The organism is Halomonas halmophila, from assembly GCF_006540005.1.
Lineage (GTDB): Bacteria > Pseudomonadota > Gammaproteobacteria > Pseudomonadales > Halomonadaceae > Halomonas > Halomonas halmophila.
The window spans coordinates 110,143-133,656 of the sequence record NZ_BJOC01000012.1; the positions used below are offsets into that span (position 1 = coordinate 110,143).

21 protein-coding genes are annotated in these 23,514 nt (G+C 64.3%); 19 read left to right on the forward strand and 2 right to left on the reverse strand.

What is annotated here, in order from left to right; all coding sequences use genetic code 11:
• The first annotated feature begins 58 nt into the window (after window positions 1-58).
• The 3 genes from mpl (at window position 59) to HHA01_RS04105 (ending at window position 2,739) form a co-directional block, all read left to right on the forward strand.
• Window positions 59-1,441 (forward strand): UDP-N-acetylmuramate:L-alanyl-gamma-D-glutamyl-meso-diaminopimelate ligase, encoded by a 1,383-nt coding sequence (gene mpl, locus HHA01_RS04095; protein WP_141318002.1) that lies wholly within the window; start codon window positions 59-61, stop codon window positions 1,439-1,441.
• Complete coding sequence (locus tag HHA01_RS04100; RefSeq protein ID WP_141318004.1) at window positions 1,431-2,045, forward strand: flavin prenyltransferase UbiX; 615 nt, start codon at window positions 1,431-1,433, stop codon at window positions 2,043-2,045. Before mpl ends, HHA01_RS04100 begins: the two co-directional genes overlap by 11 nt.
• Before the next feature lie 70 nt (window positions 2,046-2,115).
• Window positions 2,116-2,739, forward strand: coding sequence for a LysE family translocator (locus HHA01_RS04105; RefSeq protein ID WP_141318006.1), 624 nt, complete (start codon window positions 2,116-2,118; stop codon window positions 2,737-2,739).
• A gap of 217 nt (window positions 2,740-2,956) precedes the next feature.
• On the opposite strand, the gene HHA01_RS04110 is transcribed toward HHA01_RS04105, so the two are convergent.
• The gene (locus HHA01_RS04110) at window positions 2,957-4,360 is read right to left on the reverse strand and encodes a bifunctional DedA family/phosphatase PAP2 family protein (protein WP_141318008.1); all 1,404 of its coding nucleotides are present in this window, start codon (window positions 4,358-4,360) and stop codon (window positions 2,957-2,959) included.
• 244 nt (window positions 4,361-4,604) lie between these two features.
• On the opposite strand from HHA01_RS04110, the gene HHA01_RS04115 reads away from it, so the two are divergent.
• From HHA01_RS04115 to lipB, 11 genes are all read left to right on the forward strand, one after another.
• Window positions 4,605-5,915: a glutamate-5-semialdehyde dehydrogenase gene (locus HHA01_RS04115; RefSeq protein ID WP_141318010.1), complete on the forward strand. Its 1,311-nt coding sequence runs from the start codon at window positions 4,605-4,607 to the stop codon at window positions 5,913-5,915.
• Window positions 5,896-6,582, forward strand: coding sequence for a nicotinate-nucleotide adenylyltransferase (gene nadD / locus HHA01_RS04120; protein WP_141318012.1), 687 nt, complete (start codon window positions 5,896-5,898; stop codon window positions 6,580-6,582). Before HHA01_RS04115 ends, nadD begins: the two co-directional genes overlap by 20 nt.
• Before the next feature lie 139 nt (window positions 6,583-6,721).
• Window positions 6,722-7,093, forward strand: coding sequence for a ribosome silencing factor (gene rsfS / locus HHA01_RS04125; protein ID WP_141318014.1), 372 nt, complete (start codon window positions 6,722-6,724; stop codon window positions 7,091-7,093).
• Entirely contained in the window at window positions 7,090-7,557 is a 468-nt protein-coding gene (gene rlmH, locus HHA01_RS04130; protein WP_141318016.1) for a 23S rRNA (pseudouridine(1915)-N(3))-methyltransferase RlmH, read from the forward strand. The genes rsfS and rlmH overlap by 4 nt, the downstream gene beginning before the upstream one ends.
• Window positions 7,558-7,590: 33 nt before the next feature.
• On the forward strand, window positions 7,591-9,504 hold the full coding sequence (gene mrdA / locus HHA01_RS04135; protein ID WP_141318018.1) for a penicillin-binding protein 2: 1,914 nt from the start codon (window positions 7,591-7,593) through the stop codon (window positions 9,502-9,504).
• Window positions 9,501-10,658, forward strand: a complete 1,158-nt coding sequence (gene rodA, locus HHA01_RS04140; protein WP_141318020.1) for a rod shape-determining protein RodA — start codon at window positions 9,501-9,503, stop codon at window positions 10,656-10,658. Before mrdA ends, rodA begins: the two co-directional genes overlap by 4 nt.
• 37 nt (window positions 10,659-10,695) lie before the next feature.
• Complete coding sequence (gene mltB / locus HHA01_RS04145; protein ID WP_141318022.1) at window positions 10,696-11,751, forward strand: lytic murein transglycosylase B; 1,056 nt, start codon at window positions 10,696-10,698, stop codon at window positions 11,749-11,751.
• Window positions 11,748-12,656: a septal ring lytic transglycosylase RlpA family protein gene (locus HHA01_RS04150; protein ID WP_141318024.1), complete on the forward strand. Its 909-nt coding sequence runs from the start codon at window positions 11,748-11,750 to the stop codon at window positions 12,654-12,656. The genes mltB and HHA01_RS04150 overlap by 4 nt, the downstream gene beginning before the upstream one ends.
• 53 nt (window positions 12,657-12,709) lie before the next feature.
• Window positions 12,710-13,963, forward strand: coding sequence for a D-alanyl-D-alanine carboxypeptidase family protein (locus tag HHA01_RS04155; protein WP_373862931.1), 1,254 nt, complete (start codon window positions 12,710-12,712; stop codon window positions 13,961-13,963).
• A gap of 123 nt (window positions 13,964-14,086) precedes the next feature.
• Window positions 14,087-14,401, forward strand: coding sequence for a YbeD family protein (locus tag HHA01_RS04160; protein ID WP_141318026.1), 315 nt, complete (start codon window positions 14,087-14,089; stop codon window positions 14,399-14,401).
• Window position 14,402: 1 nt separating this feature from the next.
• Window positions 14,403-15,053 (forward strand): lipoyl(octanoyl) transferase LipB, encoded by a 651-nt coding sequence (gene lipB, locus HHA01_RS04165; protein WP_141318028.1) that lies wholly within the window; start codon window positions 14,403-14,405, stop codon window positions 15,051-15,053.
• Between the two features lie 73 nt (window positions 15,054-15,126).
• Here the strand turns inward: lipB and lipA are convergent, their stop codons facing one another.
• Window positions 15,127-16,194 carry a lipoyl synthase gene (lipA, locus tag HHA01_RS04170; protein ID WP_141318030.1) on the reverse strand — a complete coding sequence of 356 codons (1,068 nt, stop codon included), beginning with the start codon at window positions 16,192-16,194 and terminating at the stop codon, window positions 15,127-15,129.
• A gap of 253 nt (window positions 16,195-16,447) precedes the next feature.
• On the opposite strand from lipA, the gene HHA01_RS04175 reads away from it, so the two are divergent.
• From HHA01_RS04175 to HHA01_RS04195, 5 genes are all read left to right on the forward strand, one after another.
• Entirely contained in the window at window positions 16,448-18,664 is a 2,217-nt protein-coding gene (locus tag HHA01_RS04175) for a DUF3141 domain-containing protein (protein WP_373862932.1), read from the forward strand.
• Window positions 18,665-19,180: 516 nt separating this feature from the next.
• Complete coding sequence (gene topA, locus HHA01_RS04180; protein ID WP_141318034.1) at window positions 19,181-21,817, forward strand: type I DNA topoisomerase; 2,637 nt, start codon at window positions 19,181-19,183, stop codon at window positions 21,815-21,817.
• On the forward strand, window positions 21,814-22,278 hold the full coding sequence (locus HHA01_RS04185; RefSeq protein WP_141318036.1) for a DUF6586 family protein: 465 nt from the start codon (window positions 21,814-21,816) through the stop codon (window positions 22,276-22,278). Before topA ends, HHA01_RS04185 begins: the two co-directional genes overlap by 4 nt.
• A gap of 170 nt (window positions 22,279-22,448) precedes the next feature.
• Window positions 22,449-22,973, forward strand: a complete 525-nt coding sequence (locus HHA01_RS04190; protein ID WP_373862934.1) for a L,D-transpeptidase family protein — start codon at window positions 22,449-22,451, stop codon at window positions 22,971-22,973.
• A 209-nt stretch (window positions 22,974-23,182) separates the two neighbouring features.
• Window positions 23,183-23,446: an Lpp/OprI family alanine-zipper lipoprotein gene (locus HHA01_RS04195; RefSeq protein WP_141318040.1), complete on the forward strand. Its 264-nt coding sequence runs from the start codon at window positions 23,183-23,185 to the stop codon at window positions 23,444-23,446.
• Window positions 23,447-23,514 lie beyond the last annotated feature (68 nt).

Below are 23,514 nucleotides of genomic sequence, written 5' to 3' on the forward strand. Positions count from 1 at the left end.
GCCATGCTAGTCTGCCGCTTTTCCAGGCCGACTGACACCTTCCTGCAGCGGAGACAGCATGCACCTTCATATTCTCGGCATCTGCGGTACCTTCATGGGCAGTCTGGCATTGCTGGCGCGCGAGCAGGGAGTGCGGGTCAGCGGTTCTGATGCCGGTGTCTATCCGCCCATGAGCACGCAACTCGAGCAGGCGGGCATCAGCCTGATGGAAGGCTATTCGGCGGCGAACCTGGAACCCCGGCCGGACCTGGTGGTGGTCGGCAATGCCGTGTCGCGGGGCAACCCCGAGGTCGAGGCGCTGCTGGACCTGGGCCTGCCCTATACCTCCGGGCCGCAGTGGCTGGCCGAGCAAGTGCTGCCCGGGCGCCGCGTGGTCGCGGTGGCCGGCACCCATGGCAAGACCACCACGGCCAGCCTGGTGGCCTGGCTGCTCGAGGCGGCGGGGCAGTCGCCGGGCTTCTTGATCGGTGGTGTGCCGCGCAACTTCGGGGTCTCGGCGCGGCTCGGCGCGCCCGATGCACCCTTCGTGGTCGAAGCCGATGAATACGACACGGCCTTTTTCGACAAGCGTTCCAAGTTCGTGCATTACCGTCCCGATATCGCGGTGCTGGGCAACCTGGAGTTCGATCACGCGGATATCTTCGACGACCTGGCGGCCATCGAGCGCCAGTTTCATCATCTGGTGCGCACGGTGCCGGGCAAGGGCAAGCTGCTGGTGGCGGATGGTGAACCCGCGCTGGAACGCGTTCTGCAACAGGGCTGCTGGACGCCGGTGGAACGCTTCGGTCAAGCCGCTGCCAGTGACTGGCGCCTGACGCTGGAGCGCGCCGATGCCGCCGACTTCAGCGTGTCCCGCCGCGCCGACGAGCACGCCGCCCCCGCACGTGTCGCCTGGTCGCTGAGCGGCACGCACAATGCACGCAATGCATTGGCGGCCATTGCCGCCGCGCATGCCTGTGGTGTCGACGTGGCGACGGCGGCACGGGCCCTGTCGCGCTTCGAGGCACCGCGCCGGCGCCAGGAGCTGCGCGGCGAGGTAGCCGGCATCAGCGTGATCGATGACTTCGCCCATCACCCCACGGCGATCGCCACGACCCTCGAGGGGCTTAGCGCCGGCGATGCCGGTGGGCGCCTGCTCGCGGTGGTCGAGCCGCGCTCCAACACCATGCGCCTGGGCACGCTGCGGGAACGCCTGGCGGCCAGTGTCGACAGCGCCGACCTGGCGTTCTGGTATCGACCGGCGGAACTGGACTGGCAGCTGGCGCCGGTGATCGAGGCGGCGACCACGCCGAGCCGGGAGTTCACCGAACTGGATGACCTGGTAACCTGCCTGGTCGGCGAGGCACGCGCCGGCGACCGCATCGTGGTCATGTCCAACGGCAGTTTCGGTGGCATTCACGAGCGGCTGTTGAACGCACTGGAGGACAAGCATGGTGGGTGAATTTCACGCCCCCGTCAGCGTGGCGATGACCGGCGCCTCCGGGGCGCAGTACGGACTGCGCCTGATCGAGGTGCTGGTGGCGGCCGAGCGCGAAGTCTGGGTAATGATCTCCAAGGCGGCGCACATGGTGATTGCCACCGAGACCGATGTGGACTTGCCGGCGAAGCCGGAACGTCTGGCGGCGGCCTTGATCGAGCGCTGCGGGGCGCGTCCGGGGCAGATCCGCTGCTTCGCGCGCGAGGACTGGATGGCGCCGGTCGCGTCGGGCTCCGGGGCGAGCTCGGCGATGGTCATCTGTCCGTGTTCCACTGGCACCCTGTCGGCCGTGGCCTGCGGAGCCAGCAACAACCTGATCGAGCGGGCGGCCGACGTGGCCCTCAAGGAGCGCCGCCAGCTGATACTGGTGCCGCGCGAGACCCCGCTGTCCGCCATTCATCTCCAGCACATGCTCGACCTGACACGTCTCGGCGCCGTGGTGATGCCGGCGGCGCCCGGCTTCTATCACCGTCCCGCCAGCGTGAACGACATGATCGACTTCATCGTGGCGCGCATTCTCAATCAACTGGGGATCGCGCATGAGTTGATGCCGGCCTGGGGAACGTAAGCGTAAGCTGCCCGACACAGATCCCGGTCAAGATACGTCGGATATCGGTTCGCCACTAGAGAAACAGACGATGCTCAATCCTTCCCTGCTCTCGGTCTTCGTGCCGACCTTCCTGCTGGTTTCGCTGACGCCCGGCATGTGCATGACGCTGGCCATGGTGCTGGGCATGACCCAGGGCGTGAAGCATACGCTGTGGATGATGGTGGGCGAGCTGCTGGGGGTCGGCCTGGTGGCCGCCTCGGCCGGGGCCGGCGTGGCCGCCCTGATGCTCCAGCAGCCGGCCCTGTTCGCGGTGTTCAAGTGGCTGGGCGGCGCCTATCTGGTGTATCTGGGGGTGATGATGTGGCGATCCCGGGGACGCATGGCGGTTCCCGACCAGGTCGATGCCGGGAACCGGGCGGGGCGTCGCGAGCTCGCCGTGCAGGGCTTCGTCACCGCCGTCGCCAACCCCAAGGGCTGGGCCTTCTTCGTGGCCCTGCTGCCGCCTTTCCTCGACGCCTCGCGCCCTCTGACTGGCCAATTGGCGCTGCTGGTGACGCTCATCCTGAGCATCGAGTTCCTGGCCCTGTTGACCTACGCCACCGGCGGCCAGACCCTGCGGCACCTGCTAGGCAAGAGCCGCAACGTCCGCCTGCTCAACCGCATCGCCGGCACCCTGATGGTCGGCGTCGGCCTGTGGCTGGCGGTAGGCTGAAAAATGCGTCTCCAGCCGCTTCGAGAATGAAGAGGGCAGATCGGCGCTACGCACCTTCAAAGAATCAAGAGGGAAGAACGGCGCTGCGCGCCTTGAAGAGGGAAGACAAACCTTGACGCTCCCAACCCTGGGGCTAGCCTGGCACTCTTCACTCTTCACTCTTCACTCTTCACTCTTCACTCTTCACTCTTCACTCTTCACTCTTCACTCTTCACTCTTACGCCGGCCCCAGCCAGATGAGCCGGGCGGTGAGCAGGGCGAGCGAGGCGGTGGCGATCAGCGGCCAGGGGCCGGGGGCCAGTCGGGGACGTTGGCGGCGTTGCCAGGACAGTTGAACCAGGGCGCAGACGACCAGGCCGAGCAGGGCGCCGCCGATCAGGTCGCTTAGCCAGTGCACGCCGATGAGCAGGCGGGAGAGGGCCATGGGCACGGCGAGGGCGATGGCGGCCCAGTAGGCCCAGAAGCGGTACCGGGGAGGCAGCTCGCGGGCCAGGAAGGCGGCCGCCATGCCCAGCAGCACCACCGAGGTCGAAGTGTGGGCGCTGGGGTAGGCCATGGAGCCGCTGAGATGGTCCGGGGTGGTGGGTCTGGCCCGGCCGATCAAGGCCTTGCCGAGCACATTGAGGCCAGCGATGGCCAGCAGGCCGCCGCCGAAATGGCCGAGGACATCCCAGCGTTTGTGCCATATCCACCAGCCGGCCCAGGGCAGTACCAGGGCGATGATGCCGAAGAGGTCGCCGACCTCGGCCAGCAGGTATCCCAACTCGCGTAGTGCCGGCATGGACAGGCTGTCCAGCAGCGCATGCAACTGTCGGTCCATCGGCATGGGGCCATTGTGCTGCAGCACGATCAGCGTCCAGGCGCAGAGCGCGGCCAGTGAGGCCAGCAATAACAGCCAGCTGGCCAGGGGCGGCTCGCTGTTGCGCTGCATTACCAGCACGCGCCATATCAGGCGGCCGACGGATGTGTGGCGGGCCAGGCGCACCAGGCCACGATACACGTGGCCGTCGCGGTAGGTCTGATGGCGCAGCCAGGAAAATACCAGTGCCAATGCCACCACGGCGCTGCCGAGCACGGCCAGCCAGGGCTCGAGTGCTTCGGGCAGCCCCGGCAACCGTTGCCAGGCGTGACCGAGCAGGTAGCCCGGCAACACATAGACTGGCGCCCAGAGTGCCGCGGATATCAGGTTGGCCCACACAAATCGGCGTGGCGACATGTGCAGCATGCCGGCGATCAGGGGGATGATCGGGCGTACGGGGCCGACGAAGCGTCCCAGCACCACGGAATAGGCACCGTAGCGCTGGAAGAATTTCGCGCCGCGCGACAGCCACTCCGGGTGACGCGAGAAGGGCCACCAGCCGGGCACCCGGCGCCGGTGCCGATAGCCCAGCCAGAAGCTCAAGCCGTCACCGGCCACGGCACCGCAGAAGGCTGCGAGCATGACGATGGCCAGACTCAGTTCCTGATGCCCGGCCATCGAGGCGGCGGCCGTGATCAGTACCACGCCGGGGACCACCAGGCCGACCAGCGCCAAGGACTCGATCAAGGCAATGATCGCCATGATGGCCAGCAGCAAGGTCGGTGATGGCGAAAGCTGATAAAAGGCATCGGTAAGGCTCAAGGCGCACTCCAGGCGTCAAAGGGCCGACGCTGTGCGTCGGGCCGGTGGATAGAGCGATATAACCGAAAGGCGGCCACTGACTCAAGAGGCCTTCACCTTGCGGGTGAAGTTGCCATGGCGAAGGCTTGTTGCGTCGGACCGGCTTTGTACATGCTGAGCATGGTGACTTAGTATGGGGAGTTCCGCGGTCCACGCGAAGGCGACCGCGACGGCGGCGATCCATTTTCAGGAGATACGTTACGGCATGACTGCGAACGTCACACATTCTGCCAGCGATACGGACCGGGCGACCGACATCGCGGATATCGAGGCCTACATGGAGCGTCTCGGCCTGGCCGCGCGCGAGGCGGCGACCGCCATGCGGCGCATCGACACGGCGGCCAAGGATGCCGCGCTCAACGCCATGGCCCTTCATCTCGAGGCCTCTCGCGCCGAGGTGCTGGACGCCAATGCCCGTGATCTGGAAGCGGGCCGCCGCCATGGTCTGGACGCCGCCCTGCTCGATCGGCTGGCGCTGGATGATGCACGCCTCGACGCCATGATCGAAGGGCTCGGCCAGGTGGCCGCGCTGCCGGATCCGGTGGGGGAGGTCGATGGCCTGCGCTCCCGGCCCAGCGGCATCCAGGTGGGGCAGATGCGGGTGCCGCTCGGCGTGATCGGCATCATCTATGAATCGCGTCCCAATGTCACCCTGGAAGCCGCGAGTCTGTGCCTGAAGTCCGGCAATGCGTGCATTCTGCGCGGCGGCTCCGAGGCCAGGGAGTCCAACGCCGCTCTGGCCGAATGCATCGCTCGCGGCCTCGAGGAGGCCGGTCTACCTCGGGCGGCCGTGCAGGTCGTGGCCACCACCGACCGCGAGGCGGTCGGGCGTCTCATTGGCATGCCAGAATACGTCGACGTGATCATCCCGCGGGGTGGCAAGTCGTTGATCGAGCGTATCTCCCGGGAAGCCAGCGTGCCGGTGATCAAGCACCTCGACGGGGTCTGTCACGTCTATATCGATGCCACGGCCGATGCCGACAAGGCGCTGGCCATTGCCGTCAATGCCAAGACGCAGCGCTATGGCACCTGCAATACCATGGAGACACTGCTGGTCGACGCCGCTGTGGCCGACGCCCTCTTGCCCCGTTTGGCAGCGGCCTATGCCGAACATGGCGTCGAGTTGCGTGGCTGTGAACGCACCTGCCGGACATTGTCGCAGGCGCTGCCGGCCAGCGAGGCCGACTGGGCGGCCGAGTATCTGGCCCCGGTGCTGGCGATTCGCGTGGTCGATGGGGTCGAGTCCGCGCTGGCGCACATCGAACGCTACAGTTCGCGTCATACCGATGCCATCGTCACCGAGCATTATGGTCTGGCCCGGCGCTTCATGGCCGAAGTGGATTCCAGCTCGGTGATCGTCAATGCCTCGACGCGGTTCGCCGATGGTTTCGAATACGGGCTGGGTGCCGAAATCGGCATTTCCACCGACCGCCTGCATGTTCGCGGGCCGGTGGGCCTCGAGGGACTGACCACACGCAAGTATGTAGTGTTCGGGGATGGCCAGATTCGTGGCTGAGGCAAGCCGACCCCGCCGCATTGCCATGCTGGGAGGCACCTTCGATCCGGTGCATCTCGGTCATCTGCGCAGCGCGGTCGAGCTGCAGGAAGCGCTGGGCCTGGACCACCTGCACATGGTGCCTGCGGCACGTTCGCCGCTGCGCGACTCGCCCCAGATCGCACCGGAGGAGCGCCTGGCGCTGCTGCGTCTGGGCATTGGCGACACTCCAGGGCTGGTGGCCGATGCCCGCGAGTTCGGTCGTAGCGGGCCCTCCTACACGGCCGACACTCTGGCCGAGCTGCGCGATGCATACGGTGAGGCGGCGCGCCTGATCATGGTGCTCGGCCATGATGCCTTCATGCGCCTGCCTGAATGGCGCGATCCCTACCGCCTGTTCGAACTGGCCAACCTGGTGGTCATCGACCGCCCGGATCATGAGGCGCCCTCGCCGCAGGCTCTGGCTGAACTCCTGTCCGGCCGTGAGGTCGATGGGGTGGCCGACCTGATGGCGTCGCCGCACGGGCATCTGTTGCGTCTGACTCTGCCGTCGCGCATGGCCATTTCGGCCACCGAGATCCGGCGCCGCCTGGCCGAGGGCGAGAGTGTGCGCTACCTGCTGCCCGAAGCCGTCGAGTCGCACCTGCTGGCGCACGGTCTGTATCGATCGCGCTCGCGACCCCGGTAGGGCGTGAGCGCCGGGCGGCCTGCGGCATGGTAGTCGGCGAAAATTCAGCCTTTGCGGCTCCCGGGGCACTGCCATGTGCTGCTCGAGCCGGTACAATGGTCGATCACATTTCCTGCTGACGAGGGCAGACGCGAAGGGTATGCACAGCGACGCACTCAAGACTCTGGTGATCGATGCACTGGAGGAACTCAAGGCCCGGGACATCGTGCAACTCGATGTGTCTCGGATGACCAGCGTGACCGAGCTGATGGTGGTGGCCAGTGGTACCTCCAACCGCCATCTGGCGGCTCTCGCTGACAACCTGATCAAGACGGCCAAGGACGAGGGCGTGCCGCCTCTGGGTGTTGAAGGTGAAAGCGGCGCGGAATGGGTCCTGGTGGACCTTGGCGATGTCGTGGTGCACCTGATGATGCCCGACACTCGCGCCCTCTATGATCTCGAACGACTCTGGGCTGACCTGCCCACCGACGGCCTGCCGCGGCGCGAGGAAGAGGCGAACGGTACTTCATGAAGGTGCGTCTGCTGGCGGTGGGGACCCGCATGCCCGACTGGGTGACCCAGGGTGTCGAGGAGTACCGCAAGCGCCTGCCGCGAGACTTTACCCTGGAAATCGAGGAAATTGCTCCCGGTGCGCGTGGCAAGAACGCCGACACGCGCCGTGCCATGGCCCAGGAGTCGGAGCGGATTCGGGCACGCCTCAAGGGCAATGAGCACATCGTTGCCCTCGAGGTGGGCGGCAAGGCCTGGAGTACCGAACAGCTCGCCGAGCAGGCCGATCAATGGCGGTTCGCCGGCCGGGATCTGGTGCTGCTGGTTGGCGGCCCGGACGGGCTCGAGGCCTCGCTGTCGGCCGGGGCCGATCAACGCTGGTCACTCTCGCCATTGACCCTGCCGCATCCGCTGGTGCGCATTCTGCTGGCCGAGCAGTTGTACCGTGCCTGGACCCTGATGGTCGGCCATCCGTATCACCGTTGAGCGACACCGCACGTTCCGAGGGCCCCTCCCAGCATGCGTCAGCAACGCGACACCCTGAAGAATCCCCAACACGAGCTGCGGGTCTTTCGTATACGAGCGTTGATGGCGCTGGTGGTGGTGCTGTTGTTGACCGGCCTGCTGGGAGGGCGACTTTTCTATCTGCAGGTGGTTCAGCATGAGATGTACAGTACGCGGTCCGAGAAGAACCGGGTGCGTGTCGAACCGATCCCGCCGACCCGAGGCTTGATCTATGACCGCAATGGCAAGCTCCTGGCGGAAAATCGTCCTACCTACAATCTGACGCTGGTACGCGAACGGGTCGATGATCTGGACGATACCCTGTCGTTGCTGGTCGATATTCTGGAGCTGCCCGAGGATAAAATCGAAGCTTTTCGCGAACGCTCCCGCCAGCGACAACGGCCCTTTCAGCCGGCACTGTTGATGAGTGATCTGACCGAGGAGCAGATTGCCCGGCTGGCGGTCAACCGTCACCGCCTGCCGGGCGTCGAGGTCGAGGCGCAGCTGCTGCGCTACTACCCGGACGCCAAGTTGATGTCGCATGTGCTGGGTTATGTCGGTCGAATCAATAGCGAGGAGCTCAAGAGTCTGGATAGTGGCAATTACGCCGCTACCCACTTCATCGGCAAGACCGGCGTCGAACGGCAGTATGAAAAGCAGTTGCACGGCGAGGCCGGCTTGCGCAAGGTGGAAACCAATGCCCTTGGGCGGGCCTTGCGCGAGCTCGATCATACCGACCCAAAGCCCGGCAAGGATCTGACGCTGACTCTGGACAAGCCCTTGCAGAAGCATGCCGTCGAACTGCTCGATGGCCGTCGTGGTGCCATTGTGGCCATCGCCCCTCAGACAGGCGGCATTCTGGCCATGGCCTCGGTACCCGGTTTCGACAGCAATCAGTTCGTTACCGGTATCGATGTGGCTTCCTACCAGGCCCTCCGCGAGGATCCGAACCTGCCCTTGTTCAATCGAGCCACTCGTGGCAATTACCCGGCCGGTTCGACCATCAAGCCTTTCATGGCGTTTGCCGGCTTGCGTGAGGGAGTGATCACGCCCAGCGAGACCATCTATGATCCGGGGTATTACCAGCTGCCCAACGATGATCGGCGCTATCGCAACTGGTTGCGCTGGGGGCATGGGCGTGTGGACCTGGAGCGTGCCCTGGAGGTTTCCAACAACACCTACTTCTATTCCCTGGCGCATGATCTGGGCATCGACCGTATTCACGACAACCTGGCGCGTTTCGGTTTTGGGCAGCGTACTGCCTATGATGTCTATGGTCAGAGCGCGGCATTGCTGCCGTCACGCGAATGGAAGCGGGAGCGCTTCGGCGAACCCTGGTATCCCGGCGAGACCCTGTCGGTCGGCATCGGACAGGGCTATCTGCAGATCTCTCCGCTGCAGTTGGCGACGGCTACGGCGGTGCTGGCCAATCGCGGTGACTGGGTTCAGCCCAGACTCGCAGCCGAAGTCGGTGATGAGCCGGTGCCCGTGGATCTGCCGGACACACCAGCGGATATTGAACTGACCCATGACCGTTGGTGGGAGGTGATCATTTCCGGCATGGAAGCCGTGATGTCCGGCAACGAGGGCACGGCGCGGCGTTCCGGCGTCGGTCTCGAGTATCGCATGGCAGGCAAGTCGGGCACGGCGCAGGTGTTTTCGTTGGGCAAGAATGAAGAATACAACGCTGAGGAGCTCAAGGAGCGGCTGCGCGATCATGCCCTGTTCACGGCCTTCGCGCCGGTAGAGGACCCGCAGATCGCGGTGTCGGTGATTGTCGAGAATGCCGGTGGTGGCAGTAGTCATGCGGCGGGGCTGGCCCGCTCGATGACCGATTTCTGGTTGCTCGAGCGCAATGCCGGCAAGCCGCGAGAAGCGGCCGGTGCAGCAACCGAGTCGCCCTCGTCAGAGCAAGGAGATGCGCAATGAGCAGGGTCGACCTGCCCATGGGAGGACGTGACGCCATGCGTTCGCCGCTCAGTGGCATGTCGCGGCGTCGCAGCATCTGGGAACGTATCCACCTGGATCCGTGGTTGCTCGGATTGTTGCTGGTCTTGATGCTGGCCGGCCTGGGGGTGCTTTACAGTGCCGGAGGCCAGAGTCTCGACCTGGTCATTGGTCAAGCCTGGCGTTTTGGCGTGGCCCTGGTGGTCATGGTGGTGGTGGCGCAATTTTCCCCGGCGACTCTGTATCGCTGGGCCTTGCCGGCCTATCTGGTCGGGGTGTTGATGCTGGTCGCCGTCGAGGTGATGGGTGACATGGGCATGGGCGCCCAGCGCTGGCTGGTCATTCCCGGCGTGATTCGCTTTCAGCCCTCCGAAATGATGAAACTGGCCATGCCGCTGGTCGTTTCGGCCTGGTTGTGTCGTCATCCATTGCCGCCCCGGTTGCGCGAGCTGGTGGTCTGCGTCGCCCTGGTGGGCGTGCCGGTGATGCTGATTGCGGGCCAGCCGGACCTTGGCACCTCCCTGCTGGTGGCAACCTCGGCGGTGTTCGTGATTCTGCTGGCGGGCTTGTCGTGGCGCATCATCTGCGCCCTGACGCTGATGATGGCGGCTGCCTTGCCATTGTTGTGGATGAACATGCATGACTATCAACGTCAGCGGGTGCTGACGCTGCTCAACCCGCAAAGCGATCCCCTGGGAGCGGGCTGGAATATCATTCAGTCAACTACCGCACTCGGCAGTGGCGGGCTCTGGGGCAAGGGCTGGCTGCAGGGCACCCAGTCGCAGCTTGAGTTTTTGCCGGAACGCCATACGGATTTCATTGTCGCTGTGCTGGGTGAAGAGTTTGGTCTGGTGGGCATGCTGGTGTTCCTGCTGTTGTATCTGCTGATCGTCTGTCGCGGGCTTTGGCTGGCGAGTACTGCCCAGGAGACATTCGGTCGCCTGCTGGCCGGTAGCATCATTCTGACCTTTTTCATCTATGTCTTTGTCAACATCGGTATGGTCAGCGGTATCCTGCCGGTGGTAGGCGTCCCGCTGCCGCTGGTCAGTTTCGGTGGAACCTCCAGCGTGACCTTGCTGGCCGGTTTCGGTATTCTCATGGCGATTCATTCTCACCGCCGTCTGCTGCCACGCTAGACAGCAGGCCGGTCAAGAATTCTAGGGAGACAACAGGATGACCGGGATGTCGCGACGCTTGAAATGGGCCTGGTTGGCCGGAGGCTGTCTGGTGGTGTCCTGCGCCACGGCTTCGGCCGCCGATTTCGAACCGCGCCAGGGCGATGTCAAGGCGCTGGTCGACGAGGTCAGTGCCCGAGGCGTTGACCGAGCCTGGCTGGAAGACGCCATGCAGCAGGCCGAATATCGTCAGGGGGTGCTGGATGCCATGTCCGGCGCCGCCGAATACCACATGGTGTGGCACGAATATCGGGATATCTTCCTCGATGCCGAGCGCATCGCTAACGGTGTGCGCTTCATTGAGTCGCATCAGGACGCCTTCGAGCGCGTGCAGCGCGAGTACGGGGTGCCGGTTGAGGTCGTGGCAGCCGTACTGGGCGTCGAAACGCGTTATGGCAAGGTGAAGGGTGATCACCGGGTTCTGGATTCGCTCTCGACCCTGGCCTTTCACCATGAGTCCCGCGGAAGCTTCTTCCGTGGCGAGCTGGCGGCTTTTCTGGAGATTGCCTATGAGCAAGGGGTAGAGCCGGGGGCACTCGAAGGTTCCTATGCTGGTGCCATGGGCTACCCACAGTTCATCCCCACCAGTTATCGCGCCTATGCCGTGGATTTCAACGACGATGGCGCACGCAACCTGTGGACGGATCCGGTCGACGCCATCGGCAGTATCGGCAACTACTTTGCCGAGCACCGCTGGCTGGCTGGAGGAGCGATCTATCAGGATGCCCGGGGCCCGGCCAAGGTGCCCGCTTCGATCGAGTTCAATCAGGCGCAAAAGCCTTACGCCTCGGTGGCGGATCTGCGGGCAGCAGGTATCGAGCCCCAGGGGCCGGTGGCGGAGGGTACCAGCGTCATACCGCTGGCCCTGGAACAGGCCGATGGCAGCATCGACTATCGCCTGGGCCTGGACAACTTCTATGTGATTACCCGCTATAACCACAGTTACCTGTATGCCATGGCGGTCACCGAACTGGCGGAGGCCATCGCCGAGAAGCGTGGCGAGCCGGATGGTTGGTTCGAAGCGACCGCCTTCGAGCCTGAGGAGCGTCCATGAAGTCGAGGTGGAGTGTCGTCTGTGCCGGGTTACTGCTGGCAGGCTGTGCCAGTGATGGCGGACAGCAGCCGCCGCCCGCGGGGCAGGCAAGCCAGACAGCGGCCGAGGATACCGCCGGGGGCCGCTATGCCATGTCCAGCGATGCCTACCCTCAACAGCCGCCGGACGTTAGCCAGGTGCCCGATGCCGTGCCGCGCCCCGAACCCTTGTCCCGGGCCGGTAACAGCTCTCATTATGAAGTCTGGGGCAAGACCTATCGAGTGCTGTCGGATGCCAACGGCTATGAGCGCATCGGAACGGCTTCCTGGTATGGCAAGAAATTTCATGGGTACGCCACTGCGAATGGTGAGATCTATGACATGTACAAGATGAGCGCGGCGCATCGAACCCTGCCGTTACCGACCTTTGCGCGAGTCACCAACCTCGATAACGGGCGCTCGGTGATCGTGCGCGTCAATGACCGCGGCCCCTTCCATAGCAAGCGGGTAATTGACCTGTCCTATGCTGCGGCCTCACGACTGGATATCGTCGATGAAGGTACCGGGCGGGTCAAAGTCGAAGCCATCGACCCCGCAGTGTGGCAGGCCCGTCACGGTGGTGGGGCGCCTGACGCAAAGCCGGCTGCGACATCGAGCGCCTCCAGTTCCGCTGCTGTTGCTGAGCCATCGCAGGGAGCACAGCCGGTCTATCTACAAGTGGCCGCCCTGAGCTCGGCCGGCAGTGCCCAGGCGCTCAAGGCCCGCCTGGAAGGCCGCCTATCACGGCCGGTCCGGGTCGCTGGCGCCGAGGATCTGTATCGCGTCCAGGTCGGCCCCTTGCAACACGCCAACCAGGTGAGAGCCATGCGTGGCCGGTTAAGCCGCGCCGGCTTTGACCATACCTTTATCGTCGATGATGCCGAGTAATCGGCACCCCCACAAATGTCCATCCAGTGATGCACCCGAAGAGATTTTCCTCCATGAAAGTGACGTGCTCGTTTTCGTTCCGTCGTGTGATGCCGGCCTTGCTGGCATGCTGGTCGCTGATCGCCATGCCGGTACAGGCCCAGGAGACATCGCCGTCTCCGCAACCTCAGCCGCAACCTCAGCCGCAACCCCAGGCGCAGCCGCAGCCGCAGACCATGATTCCTTCGCCCCCGCGCCTGGCAGCAGAGTCCTGGATCCTGATGGATGCCGGCAGTGGTCGTATCCTGGCGCAGCACAATCCTGACGAGCGTCTGCCGCCGGCCAGCCTGACCAAGCTCATGACGGCCTATCTGGTCGAGCGCGAGCTCAACCGTGGGAACATTTCTTCCGACGACCAGGTACCGATCAGTGAGAAGGCCTGGCGCACCGGGGGCTCGAAGATGTTCATCGAGGTCGGGGATCGAGTACCGGTCAGTCGACTGCTGAGGGGCATCATCATTGTCTCCGGCAATGATGCCAGTGTCGCCATGGCCGAGTATCTGGCCGGAGGTGTCAAGCCGTTCGCCGATATCATGAACCAGCATGCCGCACGTCTGGGCATGGAGAATACCCACTTCGTCAACCCCACGGGCTTGCCGCACGAGAACCATTACTCATCGGCTCGTGACCTGGCGTTGCTGTCGCGTCACATCATCAATGACTACCCCAAGCACTATGCGATCTACAGCCAAAAGCAGTTCACCTATGGCGGCATCGAGCAGCCCAATCGCAACCGCCTTCTGTGGCGTTCCAGCTCGGTGGATGGGCTGAAGACTGGCTGGACCGAGGCGGCGGGCTATTGCCTGGTGGCCTCGTCCAAGCGCGAAGATATGCGCCTGATTTCGGTGGTCATGGGCACGGCATCACCCGAGGCGCGGGTCCAGGAGAGTCAGAAGCTGCTCAGTTATGGCTTTCGTTATTTCGAGACCCTGAAGCTGTATGACAAGGGGGCTGTCCTCAACACCACACGCGTCTGGGAAGGCGACAAGGATGAGCTGAAGATTGGCGTCGACGAGAATGTCTTCATGACGGTCCCTCGTAATCGCAACCAGGAATTGACTGCCAAGCTGGATATTCGCAAGGGACTGACGGCGCCGATCAGTGCCGGGGAGGTCGTTGGCCGCATGGAGGTGCGCCTGGGTGATGAAGTCGTCGGTGAGCGCGATCTGCTGGCGCTCGAGGAGGTCCAGAAGGGAGGCTTCTTCAAGCGCATGATCGACAAGGTCCAGCGCTTCTTCTCCGAGCTGTGGAGTGGCTGGTTCGGTTGACCGCGTGTGACGCATCTTTCTTCGCGGACTCCGGCAGGCGCCGATGATCGGCGCCTGCCGGAGTCTTGGTGGTGAAGCGGCGCTGGCGTAGAATGGGGGAAGATACTTCCACTCAGGTGCGGGATGAACGACAAGACCCGACGCGATCTGCGTCAAGCCAACCAGACGACCACACAGGCCGAACCACCGAAAATCACCTTCCCCTGCGACTATCCGATCAAGGTGGTGGGCGATGCCGTGGAAGGGTTTGTCGATATGGTCCGCGCGACCGTGTCACGCCATGACCCGTCCTTCGATCCGCAGCGCATCGAGGTTATCGACAGTCGCAACGGCCGCTTCCAGTCCGTGCGTTTCACCATCCGGGCCACCGGCGAGGAGCAGCTCAAGGCGCTGTTTCATGAGTTGAAGGCCAGTGGCCTCGTCCATATGGTGGTGTGACGTGGAGCCCATTCAGGTACATCGTCTGGGACGGCGCCCCTATGAACCCGTCTGGCAGGCGATGCGTGAGCTCACCGACCAGCGTGATGCCGAGACCCCGGATCAGTTGTGGCTGGTCGAGCACGACCCGGTGTTCACCCAGGGGCGTGCCGGCAAGCCGGAACACCTGCTGATGCCCGGTGACATTCCGGTCGTGGCCACGGATCGCGGTGGGCAGGTCACCTATCATGGCCCCGGTCAGGTCGTCGCCTATCCGCTGCTGGATGTGCGCCGGGCAGGCATCGGCGTGCGCGAGCTGGTCAATTGCCTGGAACGGGCGGTGATTGCCCTGCTGGCCGAGCTGGGCATCGAGGCGCGTGCCCGGCCGGACGCGCCAGGCGTTTATGTCGGGGAAGCGAAGATTGCTTCCCTGGGCCTGCGCATTCGCCACGGCGGCAGTTTCCATGGCGTGGCGCTCAATGTCGACGGTGATCTGTCACCCTTCCAGCGCATCAACCCCTGCGGCTATGCCGGTATGGCGATGACCCGGGTGGCGGACCTGGCGGCGTCTCCGCCGGACATGGCGACCACCGCGACACGGTTGGCAGAGTGCCTGGCCCACGAGCTGGGACGTGAGCTGTGCTTTGTCGAGACGCCGGCCGTCTCGGCCTGAGCCCTGACGTCACAAGCAGGAGAGCGAACGCCGCCCTTCAGGAGCGGCGTTGCGGTACCGCGGCAGGCGGCGCTCAGCCGACGTTGAGGGCGGGAATCAGGTTGGGGTCGGCTTCCTCGGCCTGACCGGGAACCGTGCCCGGGCTGGCCAGCTCGAGGCCCAGGTTGTTGTTCTCGAAGACGCGGTCGGCCCGGTAGCTGGAGCGCACCAGCGGGCCGGAGGGGACTTCCATGAAGCCCTTCTCGAGGCCGAGCTGACGGTAGCGCTCGAATTCTTCCGGGGTGACCCAGCGTTCCACCGGCAGGTGATTGCGGGTCGGGCGCAGGTACTGCCCCAGGGTGACGATATCGACGCCGATCTCGCGCAGGTCATCGAAGGTCTGGAGAATCTCTTCTTCGGTTTCACCGAGGCCGAGCATCAGACTGGTCTTGGTGATGACGCCGGGACGATGACGCTTGGCGTGGGCCAGCACGTCGAGGGTCTTGCGGTAGCCGGCACGCGGGTCGCGCACGCGACTGGTCAGGCGCTCGACGGTCTCGACGTTCTGGGCGAACACCTCGAGGCCGGAGTCGACCACCCGCTCGACCGCCGCGGGCTCGGCATCGAAGTCCGGGGTCAGGGCCTCCACGGCGACTTCCGGCGTGCGCGCCTTGATGGCGCGTACGCAGTCGGCGTAGTGGGTGGCGCCGCCATCTTCCAGGTCATCGCGGTCCACCGAGGTCAGCACGACATACCGCAGCCCCATCAGTTCGACGGACTTGGCGGTATTCTGGGGTTCGTCGCTGTCCAGCCATCCCTGGGGGTTGCCGGTATCGACGGCACAGAAGCGGCAGGCGCGGGTGCATACCGAGCCCATGAGCATGATGGTGGCCGTGCCGTTGCTCCAGCACTCGCCCATGTTGGGGCAGTGAGACTCGGCGCAGACGGTGCTCAGACGGTGTTCGTCGACATTGCGTTTCACGGCATCGAAGCGTTCGCCACCGGGAATCTGGGCGCGTAGCCACTTGGGTTTGCGCCCCAGGGAGGGGTTGTCCTCCTCCGGCCGGTTGCGTTGTTTCATGCCGTCCTTGATGGCGGTGGCACCGTGTTCGTTCCGGTACTTGTCACCACTGACTATCTTCTTGACGGTCTCGTCGCTCATGGTCTGCAAGCCTCTCCCTTCGGCGGCTGTGCGTCACGCCCAGGCGGTCGCGGGGTGTCCACGAGATTGCCGCATATCGGCTGGCGTCGGGCATGGCGTACCTGGATTCTGGACATAAAGTATCATATTCGCCATCGGCCTGCAGGGGGCGGATATTTCCCTTGCGGCACGGAATTCGCTATATTGCATTGCAGCAAATCGATGCCCGCCGGATGCGGTCCGGCTTTCGCCCTGGAGTCCTGCGATGTATCCCATGATGCTCTCTTCGTCCTCGCCGGCGATGTCCCTGCTGGATCCTCTCGGCTTCGGTCGCGCGGCCTGCGCCTACTGGGTCGATACCCTGCAACGCGGCACCCTCTATCTGGATGTCATGCGTCAGCGTGGCAATCAGTATCTCGAGCACATCGAGAAGACCAAGCCCAATGTTCTGGGCTTCGAGGCCGAGGTGCTGGTCGATGGCCGTGAGTTGCCGCGCCCCGTCAATTACGAACTGCTGCGGATCCTGCCGCCCGAGGGAGTCGAGATCGACGACCAGAGCCGGCCCTTCGTGGTGGTGGACCCGCGGGCCGGGCACGGGCCGGGCATCGGCGGCTTCAAGCCCGACAGCGAGGTCGGGGTGGCCCTGAGAGCCGGGCATCCGTGCTACTTCATCGGTTTCCTGCCTTACCCGGTACCGGGCCAGCAGGTCGAGGATGTGGTCGAGGCCGAAATCGCCTTCCTGCGCCATGTCATCGAGCGTCATCCGGATGTCTCGGAAAAGCCGATGGTGGTGGGCAACTGCCAGGCCGGCTGGCAGATCATGATGGCGGCCGCCCTGGAGCCGGACCTCTTCGGGCCGATCCTGGTGGCCGGTGCTCCCCTGTCCTACTGGGCCGGTGAGCGCGGCGGCGCGCCGATGCGCTATACCGGCGGCATGACCGGCGGCAGCTGGATGACCGCACTGCTGGGCGACATGGGGGCAGGGCTGTTCGATGGCGCCTGGCTGGTGCAGAATTTCGAACGTCTCAATCCGGCCAATACCTGGTGGGACAAGCAGTATCGGCTCTACGCCAATGTGGACACCGAGGCCGAGCGTTACCTGGAGTTCGAGCGCTGGTGGGGGGGCCATGTGGTCCTGGGAGCCGACGAAATCCAGTACATCGTGGATAACCTCTTCATCGGCAACCGGCTGTCCACCGCCCAACTGGTCTCCTCCGACGGACGGCGCATCGATCTGCGCAACCTGCGCTCGCCGGTGGTGGTGTTCTGCTCGCAGGGCGACGACATCACGCCACCGCCCCAGGCGCTGGGCTGGGTGCGCGACCTCTACGAGAACACCGAGGACATCATTGCCAACGAGCAGACAATCGTCTACTGCGTGCACGACACCACCGGCCATCTGGGGATTTTCGTCTCCGGCAGTGTCTCGCGTCGCGAGCATACCGAGTTCACGGCCAACATGGATTACATCGATGTCCTGCCGCCGGGGCTCTACGAGACCCAGGTAACCTCGGCCGACAAGCATGCCGATGACGACCTGATCGAACGCGACTACCTGCTCGAGTTCCAGCGTCGCGAAGTCGCTGATCTGGACGAGGTGGTCCAGCATCGCCCCGAGGACGATCGGCGCTTCGCCACCGTGGCGCGCCTCTCGGAGATCAATCTGGGGCTGTATCGTCTCATCGGCCAGCCCTGGGTGCAGGCCATGGCCTCGCCGGAGTCGGCACGCTTCATGCGGCGCATGCATCCCAACCGCCTGGGCTATCGCCTGCTTTCGGACCGCAATCCGCTGATGAGCGCCGTTCCGGTCATGGCCGAGCGCGTGCGGCGTGATCGTCATCCGGTCGACCAGGACAATGTCTACCGGGCCCTGGAGGGCGTGCTGTCCAGCGGCATGTCGCAGGGGCTGGATGCCTGGCGCCAGTATCGCGATGGCCTGATCGAGCAGAGTTTCTTGATGTTCTACGGTCAGCCGATGCTCCAGGCCATGGTCGGTCTGCAGGGCGATGCGCATGCTCCGCGCCACCGCCCCGGCGCCGAGCCGGAACATCGGCGCTTCATCGAGCAGCGTCGCGCGACCACCCGTGCCAAGTTGGCCGAGGGTGGCAGCCACGAGGCCGTGATGCGCTCGGTGATCTATGTGCTGGGTGGGGCGCCGGCCAGTGACGAACGCAATTTCAAGCGTCTGCGGGCGAGCCGTGCCGAGCTCGAGCCGAGCGCTACCCTGGCCGATTTCAAGCAGCTGGTGCGCGAGCAGTTCTTCATCCTGGAGCATGATCGCCAGGCGGCACTGGAAGCGATCCCCACGCTGCTGAGCGGGCAGGGCGCCGAGCAGATCGACGCTCACCTCGAACATATCGAGCATGTGCTGGCCGCCAGTGGCGATCTTTCCGCGCATGCCGCCGAGCGTTTCGAGCGTGTGCGCAGCCTATTCCACTCGGCCAGGCCGGGGGTGGAAGGTGGCCGCTCCAGCGCCGCCGGCGAGACCTGAGGAAACGCTGAATAAATCGACGAGCATAGTGAAGGCTAGGCCCGCTCCCGGCGGGCCATCGCATTTCCCACATCCTTGTGGGTCACGCAAGGCGCACGGAGCGCAGAAAGCGAGACATAACAGCAGGTTAGGCAAGTTTTCGAGCACCGCGCATAAATTCGCCAGGAGCGAATTTGAATCGTCTTTAGACGGGCCTGCAGGGTAGCCGCCAAGGATGGTGGCTATAGCGAAGCGATTTGCATGCGCAGGCATTTAAGCAGTGTTTCCCTGATCGCGCGCTTTCCTCTCGCGCGGCCTGCAACGCCCCCGTCGAGCTTTCGGCGGGGGCGTTGCGCTTTCCGGCGTACAAAGCTTCACTTGTGGCAAGAGGCCGTTACAGTCTAGGTTCTTGAGTTGCGACTGGCATGAAGCCGAGTGCTGGGGTAGGGTAAGCGCATTTTTCACCGTCGCAGGATGAGGCGGGCCGAATCCGACCGGCGCGAGCCTGGACTGGCGCCAAACGTATAGTGGAGCACTATGGGCAAGTCACTGGTCATCGTCGAGTCGCCGGCCAAGGCGAAGACGATCAACAAATATCTCGGCAACGACTACATCGTGAAGTCGAGCGTGGGACACATCCGTGACCTGCCGACCAGCGGCTCGGGCAAGGCAGCTTCCGATCCCAAGGAACGCGCCCGGCAGGCCGCCGAGACGCGCAAGATGTCTGCCGAGGAAAAGGCCGAGCATCGCCGTCGCAAGGCTCACGATCAGCTCATTCGTCGCATGGGCATCGATCCGGACAATGGCTGGGAGGCCGACTATGTCGTGCTGCCCGGCAAGGAAAAGGTCGTCGCCGAACTCAAGAAGCTCGCCGACAAGGCCGATCACGTCTATCTCGCTACCGACCTGGACCGCGAAGGGGAGGCCATTGCCTGGCATCTGCGCGAGACCATCGGCGGCGACGCCTCGCGCTATCGGCGTGTGGTGTTCAACGAGATCACCCAGAACGCCATCAAGGAAGCCTTCGAGGACCCGGGGCAGTTGAACATGCCGCGGGTCGAGGCCCAGCAGGCACGGCGCTTTCTCGACCGTGTGGTGGGTTTCATGCTGTCGCCCCTGCTCTGGGCCAAGGTTGCCCGTGGCCTCTCGGCGGGGCGGGTGCAGTCGGTGGCCATGCGCCTGATCGTCGAACGCGAACGCGAGATCCGGGCCTTCGTGCCCGAGGAATTCTGGGATGTGCACGCCGATCTTGCGCCCGCCGATGCGTCCGGTGACGCGGTGCGTTTCGAGCTGGTCAAGCACAACGGCGAGGCCTTCCGGCCGACCAGCGAGAGCGAGACGCTGGACAGGATCGCCGCCTTGCGCGATGCCAGCCTGGCGATTACCGGGCGGGAGGACAAGCCGACGCGCTCCAGGCCCAATGCGCCCTTCATCACCTCGACCCTGCAGCAGGCCGCCAGCGGCCGGCTGGGCTTTTCGGTGAAGAAGACCATGACGCTGGCGCAGCGCCTCTATGAGGCCGGCTACATCACCTACATGCGGACGGATTCCACCAATCTGTCCCAGGAAGCGGTGAACGGCGCGCGGGACTACATCCTCGACGCCTATGGCAAGCCTTACCTGCCCGAGTCGCCGAACCGTTACACCAGCAAGGAAGGCGCCCAGGAGGCCCACGAGGCCATCCGGCCCTCCGAAGTGACGCGCCAGGCGAGCGATCTGGCGGGCATGGAGCGAGATGCCGAGCGCCTCTATGAACTGATCTGGCGCCAGTTCGTCGCCTGCCAGATGACGCCGGCCGAGTATCTGTCGACCACCCTGACGGTCGAAGCCTCGGGCTACGAGCTGCGGGCCAAGGGGCGCGTGCTCAAGTTCGATGGTTACACCCGGGTCATGAAGCCCATGGGGCGCAAGGATGAGGACCAGTCGCTGCCCGACCTGGGCGAGGGCACGACCCTGAGCCTGGAATCGCTGGATCCGCAGCAGCACTTCACCAAGCCGCCGGCCCGCTATACCGAGGCGAGCCTGGTCAAGGAACTCGAGAAGAAGGGGATCGGCCGGCCGTCGACCTATGCCGCCATCATCTCGACCATTCAGGATCGCGGCTATGTGCGCCTCGAGAACCGGCGCTTCTATGCCGAAAAGCTCGGCGATATCGTCACCGAGCGTCTCAAGGAATCCTTCCCGGACCTGATGGATTATTCCTTCACGGCGCGCATGGAAGACAGTCTGGATGAAGTGGCCGAGGGCGAGCGTCGCTGGCGGGAACTGCTCGATGCCTTCTATGCCGAGTTTCGCGACGAGCTCAGGGTCGCCGAGAGCGATGCGGGCATGCGTCCCAACCAGCCTGTCGCCACGGGCATCGACTGTCCGACCTGCGGGCGCGAGATGCAGATCCGCACGGCTTCCACCGGCGTCTTCCTGAGCTGCAGTGGCTACAGCCTGCCGCCCAAGGAACGCTGCAAGACCACCGTGGACCTGCTGCCGGGGGATGAAGCCGTGGCCGCCGATGCCGGCGAGGAAGCCGAGACGGATGCCTTGCGCGCCAAGCACCGCTGCCCGAAATGCGGCACGGCCATGGACAGTTATCTGATCGATGAACAGCGCAAGCTGCATGTCTGCGGCGACAGTCCGGACTGTGACGGCCACGAGATCGAGGAAGGGCGCTTCCGCATCAAGGGCTATGAAGGGCCGACCATCGAGTGCGACAAGTGCGGCAGCGAGATGCAGCTCAAGTCTGGTCGTTTCGGCAAGTATTTCGGCTGCACCAACGACGGCTGCAAGAATACCCGCAAGCTGCTGCGCAATGGCGAAGTCGCCCCGCCCAAGATGGATCCGATTTCGATGCCGGAGCTGGCGTGCCAGAAGGTCGAGGATCATTATGTCCTGCGTGATGGGGCCAGCGGGCTCTTCCTGGCCGCCAGCAAGTTCCCCAAGAATCGCGAGACCCGCCCGCCGCTGGTGGCCGAGCTGAAGTCGCATGCCGAGGAGTTGCCCGACAAGTATCGCTATCTGCTGGACGCCCCCTCGGCCGATCCGGAGGGACGACCGGCGCAGATTCGCTTCTCGCGCAAGGCCAAGGAGCAGTACGTGATGACGGATGAGAACGGCAAGGCGACCGGCTGGAAGGCGAATTTCGTGGACGGCCGCTGGCAGGTGGAGGACAAGCGCAAGTGACCCCGCGTGCACGTACCAATCAACTGCTGTATCAGGCTGAACTCTTGCTGGACCGGGCGCCGGGGGATGACGAGCATACCCAGGCACGACGCATGGCGGCCGAGGAGGGCGCGCTGGCCTTGTGCGAGCTGGCGCTGGAGTCGCTGGTCGGCGAGCTCACCGAGTTCACCGAACAGGCGCCAGGGGCGGACTGGCGTTCGCTGCTGCTGTCGCGTGACCTCCCGCTTGCCGAGCTGGAACGCCTGCGCAGCCTGGCCGAGCGCCCCGACAGCTGGCTGTATCGTCTCATCGCGTGTCTCGATATGTTGCATTCCAGCGACGGTGCGGCGCGTCGTTCCACCGGTGCCGCTCAGGGCATGATCGCCGTCGGCGGCCAGGACCTGGCCAGCGAACTTGCTGACTGTCTGCAGGACGCCAAGCAGGAAATCGGCGCCCTGCGCCTGACCAACGAGGAGTGGTGACCGCGCGTGAGCCCTCCATTCCGCTGTCCAACCCCGGTGAGCCAGCTGCCATGACATCGTTTTCCCGTCGACGCTTCGGTTTTCTGCTTTCCTGCTTGTGCGCCCTTGTGCTGACCAGCGGCGTCGCCCACGGCGACCTGCTGAAATCCGTGGCCGCCTTCAGCGGACCCATGGATGCGCTGCTGGCCCGGGCGGCTGCGCCGCGCTACAGCAATGAAGTCTGGGTGCTGGTGGATGACCAGGAGGCCAGTTTGAGCCTGTATCGCGGCGATACCCTGCTGGAACGTTTCGAGCCGATTTCTCTGGGACGCGGCGGCGCCGAGCCCCAGCGCCTGCGCGGCAGTCGCGAGACGCCCCTGGGCGAGTTCCGGGTCAGCCGCTTCAACTTCGAGAGCAAGTTTCACACCTTTATCGGTCTCGACTATCCGACGCCACTGCATGCCCGGATGGCGCTGCAGTCCGGCGTGTTCAGCGAGCAGCAATATGATGACTACTTTGCCTACTACCGTCGCCATGGGCAGCCACCCCAGTCGACGGTCCTGGGCGGCTATATCGGGATTCACGGCGTCGGTGTGGCCGACCCGGACATTCATCGCCGTTTTCACTGGACGGATGGCTGTGTCGCCGTCACCGATGCCCAGATCGAGACACTGTCGTCGATGATCGACATTGGCACGCGGGTCGTCATCCGCTAGGCTTTGCGCTGCATCACAAGCGTTCCATTGAGCCTCTGGCGCTGTTGTCGGAAAACGGCGTTTGACTTCTTCGTCGCTCGGCGTAATGTTGCGCTAAAGAAGTACTTGCGTTAGAAATCGTCTAGTACTTCCCGTTGTCCCGCATTGCGGGAAACCTGCTTCGGCAGGTGCATCCAAAGTAGTTCAAGGAAAGTTCCAAGGAGAACACCATGACTCTCAAGACGACTCTGAAGCTGTCTGCTGCTGCTGCCTCTCTGGCGATTCTGGCGGGTTGCGCATCTTCCGGCGCACTGGAAGAAGTTCGCACCACTGCCGAGTCTGCCCAGGCGGACGCCGCTGAAGCGCGCAGCATCGCCACTGAAGCACGGAATACCGCCAACCAGGCCCAGAGCCAGGCAGAGCGCGCTCTGCAGATTTCTCAAAAGAACCGCGAAGAAATGAACCGCATGTTCGAGCGCACCATGCGCAAGTAAGGGTGTCGGCGGCCGCCACCGGCGGTTGGTCACCACGCTACGACAAGGGCCCCGCCGTAATGGCGGGG

Bases quoted from the DNA above. Each gene is read 5' to 3' on its own strand.
- mltB (WP_141318022.1), top strand. From the start codon at position 10,696: ATGACCGGGATGTCGCGACGCTTGAAATGGGCCTGGTTGGCCGGAGGC.
- HHA01_RS04155 (WP_373862931.1), top strand. From the start codon at position 12,710: ATGAAAGTGACGTGCTCGTTTTCGTTCCGTCGTGTGATGCCGGCCTTG.
- HHA01_RS04150 (WP_141318024.1), top strand. From the start codon at position 11,748: ATGAAGTCGAGGTGGAGTGTCGTCTGTGCCGGGTTACTGCTGGCAGGC.
- lipA (WP_141318030.1), bottom strand. From the start codon at position 16,194: ATGAGCGACGAGACCGTCAAGAAGATAGTCAGTGGTGACAAGTACCGG.
- HHA01_RS04115 (WP_141318010.1), top strand. From the start codon at position 4,605: ATGACTGCGAACGTCACACATTCTGCCAGCGATACGGACCGGGCGACC.
- HHA01_RS04190 (WP_373862934.1), top strand. From the start codon at position 22,449: ATGGATGCGCTGCTGGCCCGGGCGGCTGCGCCGCGCTACAGCAATGAA.
- nadD (WP_141318012.1), top strand. From the start codon at position 5,896: ATGGCCAGATTCGTGGCTGAGGCAAGCCGACCCCGCCGCATTGCCATG.
- HHA01_RS04195 (WP_141318040.1), top strand. From the start codon at position 23,183: ATGACTCTCAAGACGACTCTGAAGCTGTCTGCTGCTGCTGCCTCTCTG.
- HHA01_RS04100 (WP_141318004.1), top strand. From the start codon at position 1,431: ATGGTGGGTGAATTTCACGCCCCCGTCAGCGTGGCGATGACCGGCGCC.
- HHA01_RS04175 (WP_373862932.1), top strand. From the start codon at position 16,448: ATGATGCTCTCTTCGTCCTCGCCGGCGATGTCCCTGCTGGATCCTCTC.
- rodA (WP_141318020.1), top strand. From the start codon at position 9,501: ATGAGCAGGGTCGACCTGCCCATGGGAGGACGTGACGCCATGCGTTCG.
- HHA01_RS04160 (WP_141318026.1), top strand. From the start codon at position 14,087: ATGAACGACAAGACCCGACGCGATCTGCGTCAAGCCAACCAGACGACC.
- topA (WP_141318034.1), top strand. From the start codon at position 19,181: ATGGGCAAGTCACTGGTCATCGTCGAGTCGCCGGCCAAGGCGAAGACG.
- rlmH (WP_141318016.1), top strand. From the start codon at position 7,090: ATGAAGGTGCGTCTGCTGGCGGTGGGGACCCGCATGCCCGACTGGGTG.
- rsfS (WP_141318014.1), top strand. From the start codon at position 6,722: ATGCACAGCGACGCACTCAAGACTCTGGTGATCGATGCACTGGAGGAA.
- mpl (WP_141318002.1), top strand. From the start codon at position 59: ATGCACCTTCATATTCTCGGCATCTGCGGTACCTTCATGGGCAGTCTG.
- HHA01_RS04105 (WP_141318006.1), top strand. From the start codon at position 2,116: ATGCTCAATCCTTCCCTGCTCTCGGTCTTCGTGCCGACCTTCCTGCTG.
- mrdA (WP_141318018.1), top strand. From the start codon at position 7,591: ATGCGTCAGCAACGCGACACCCTGAAGAATCCCCAACACGAGCTGCGG.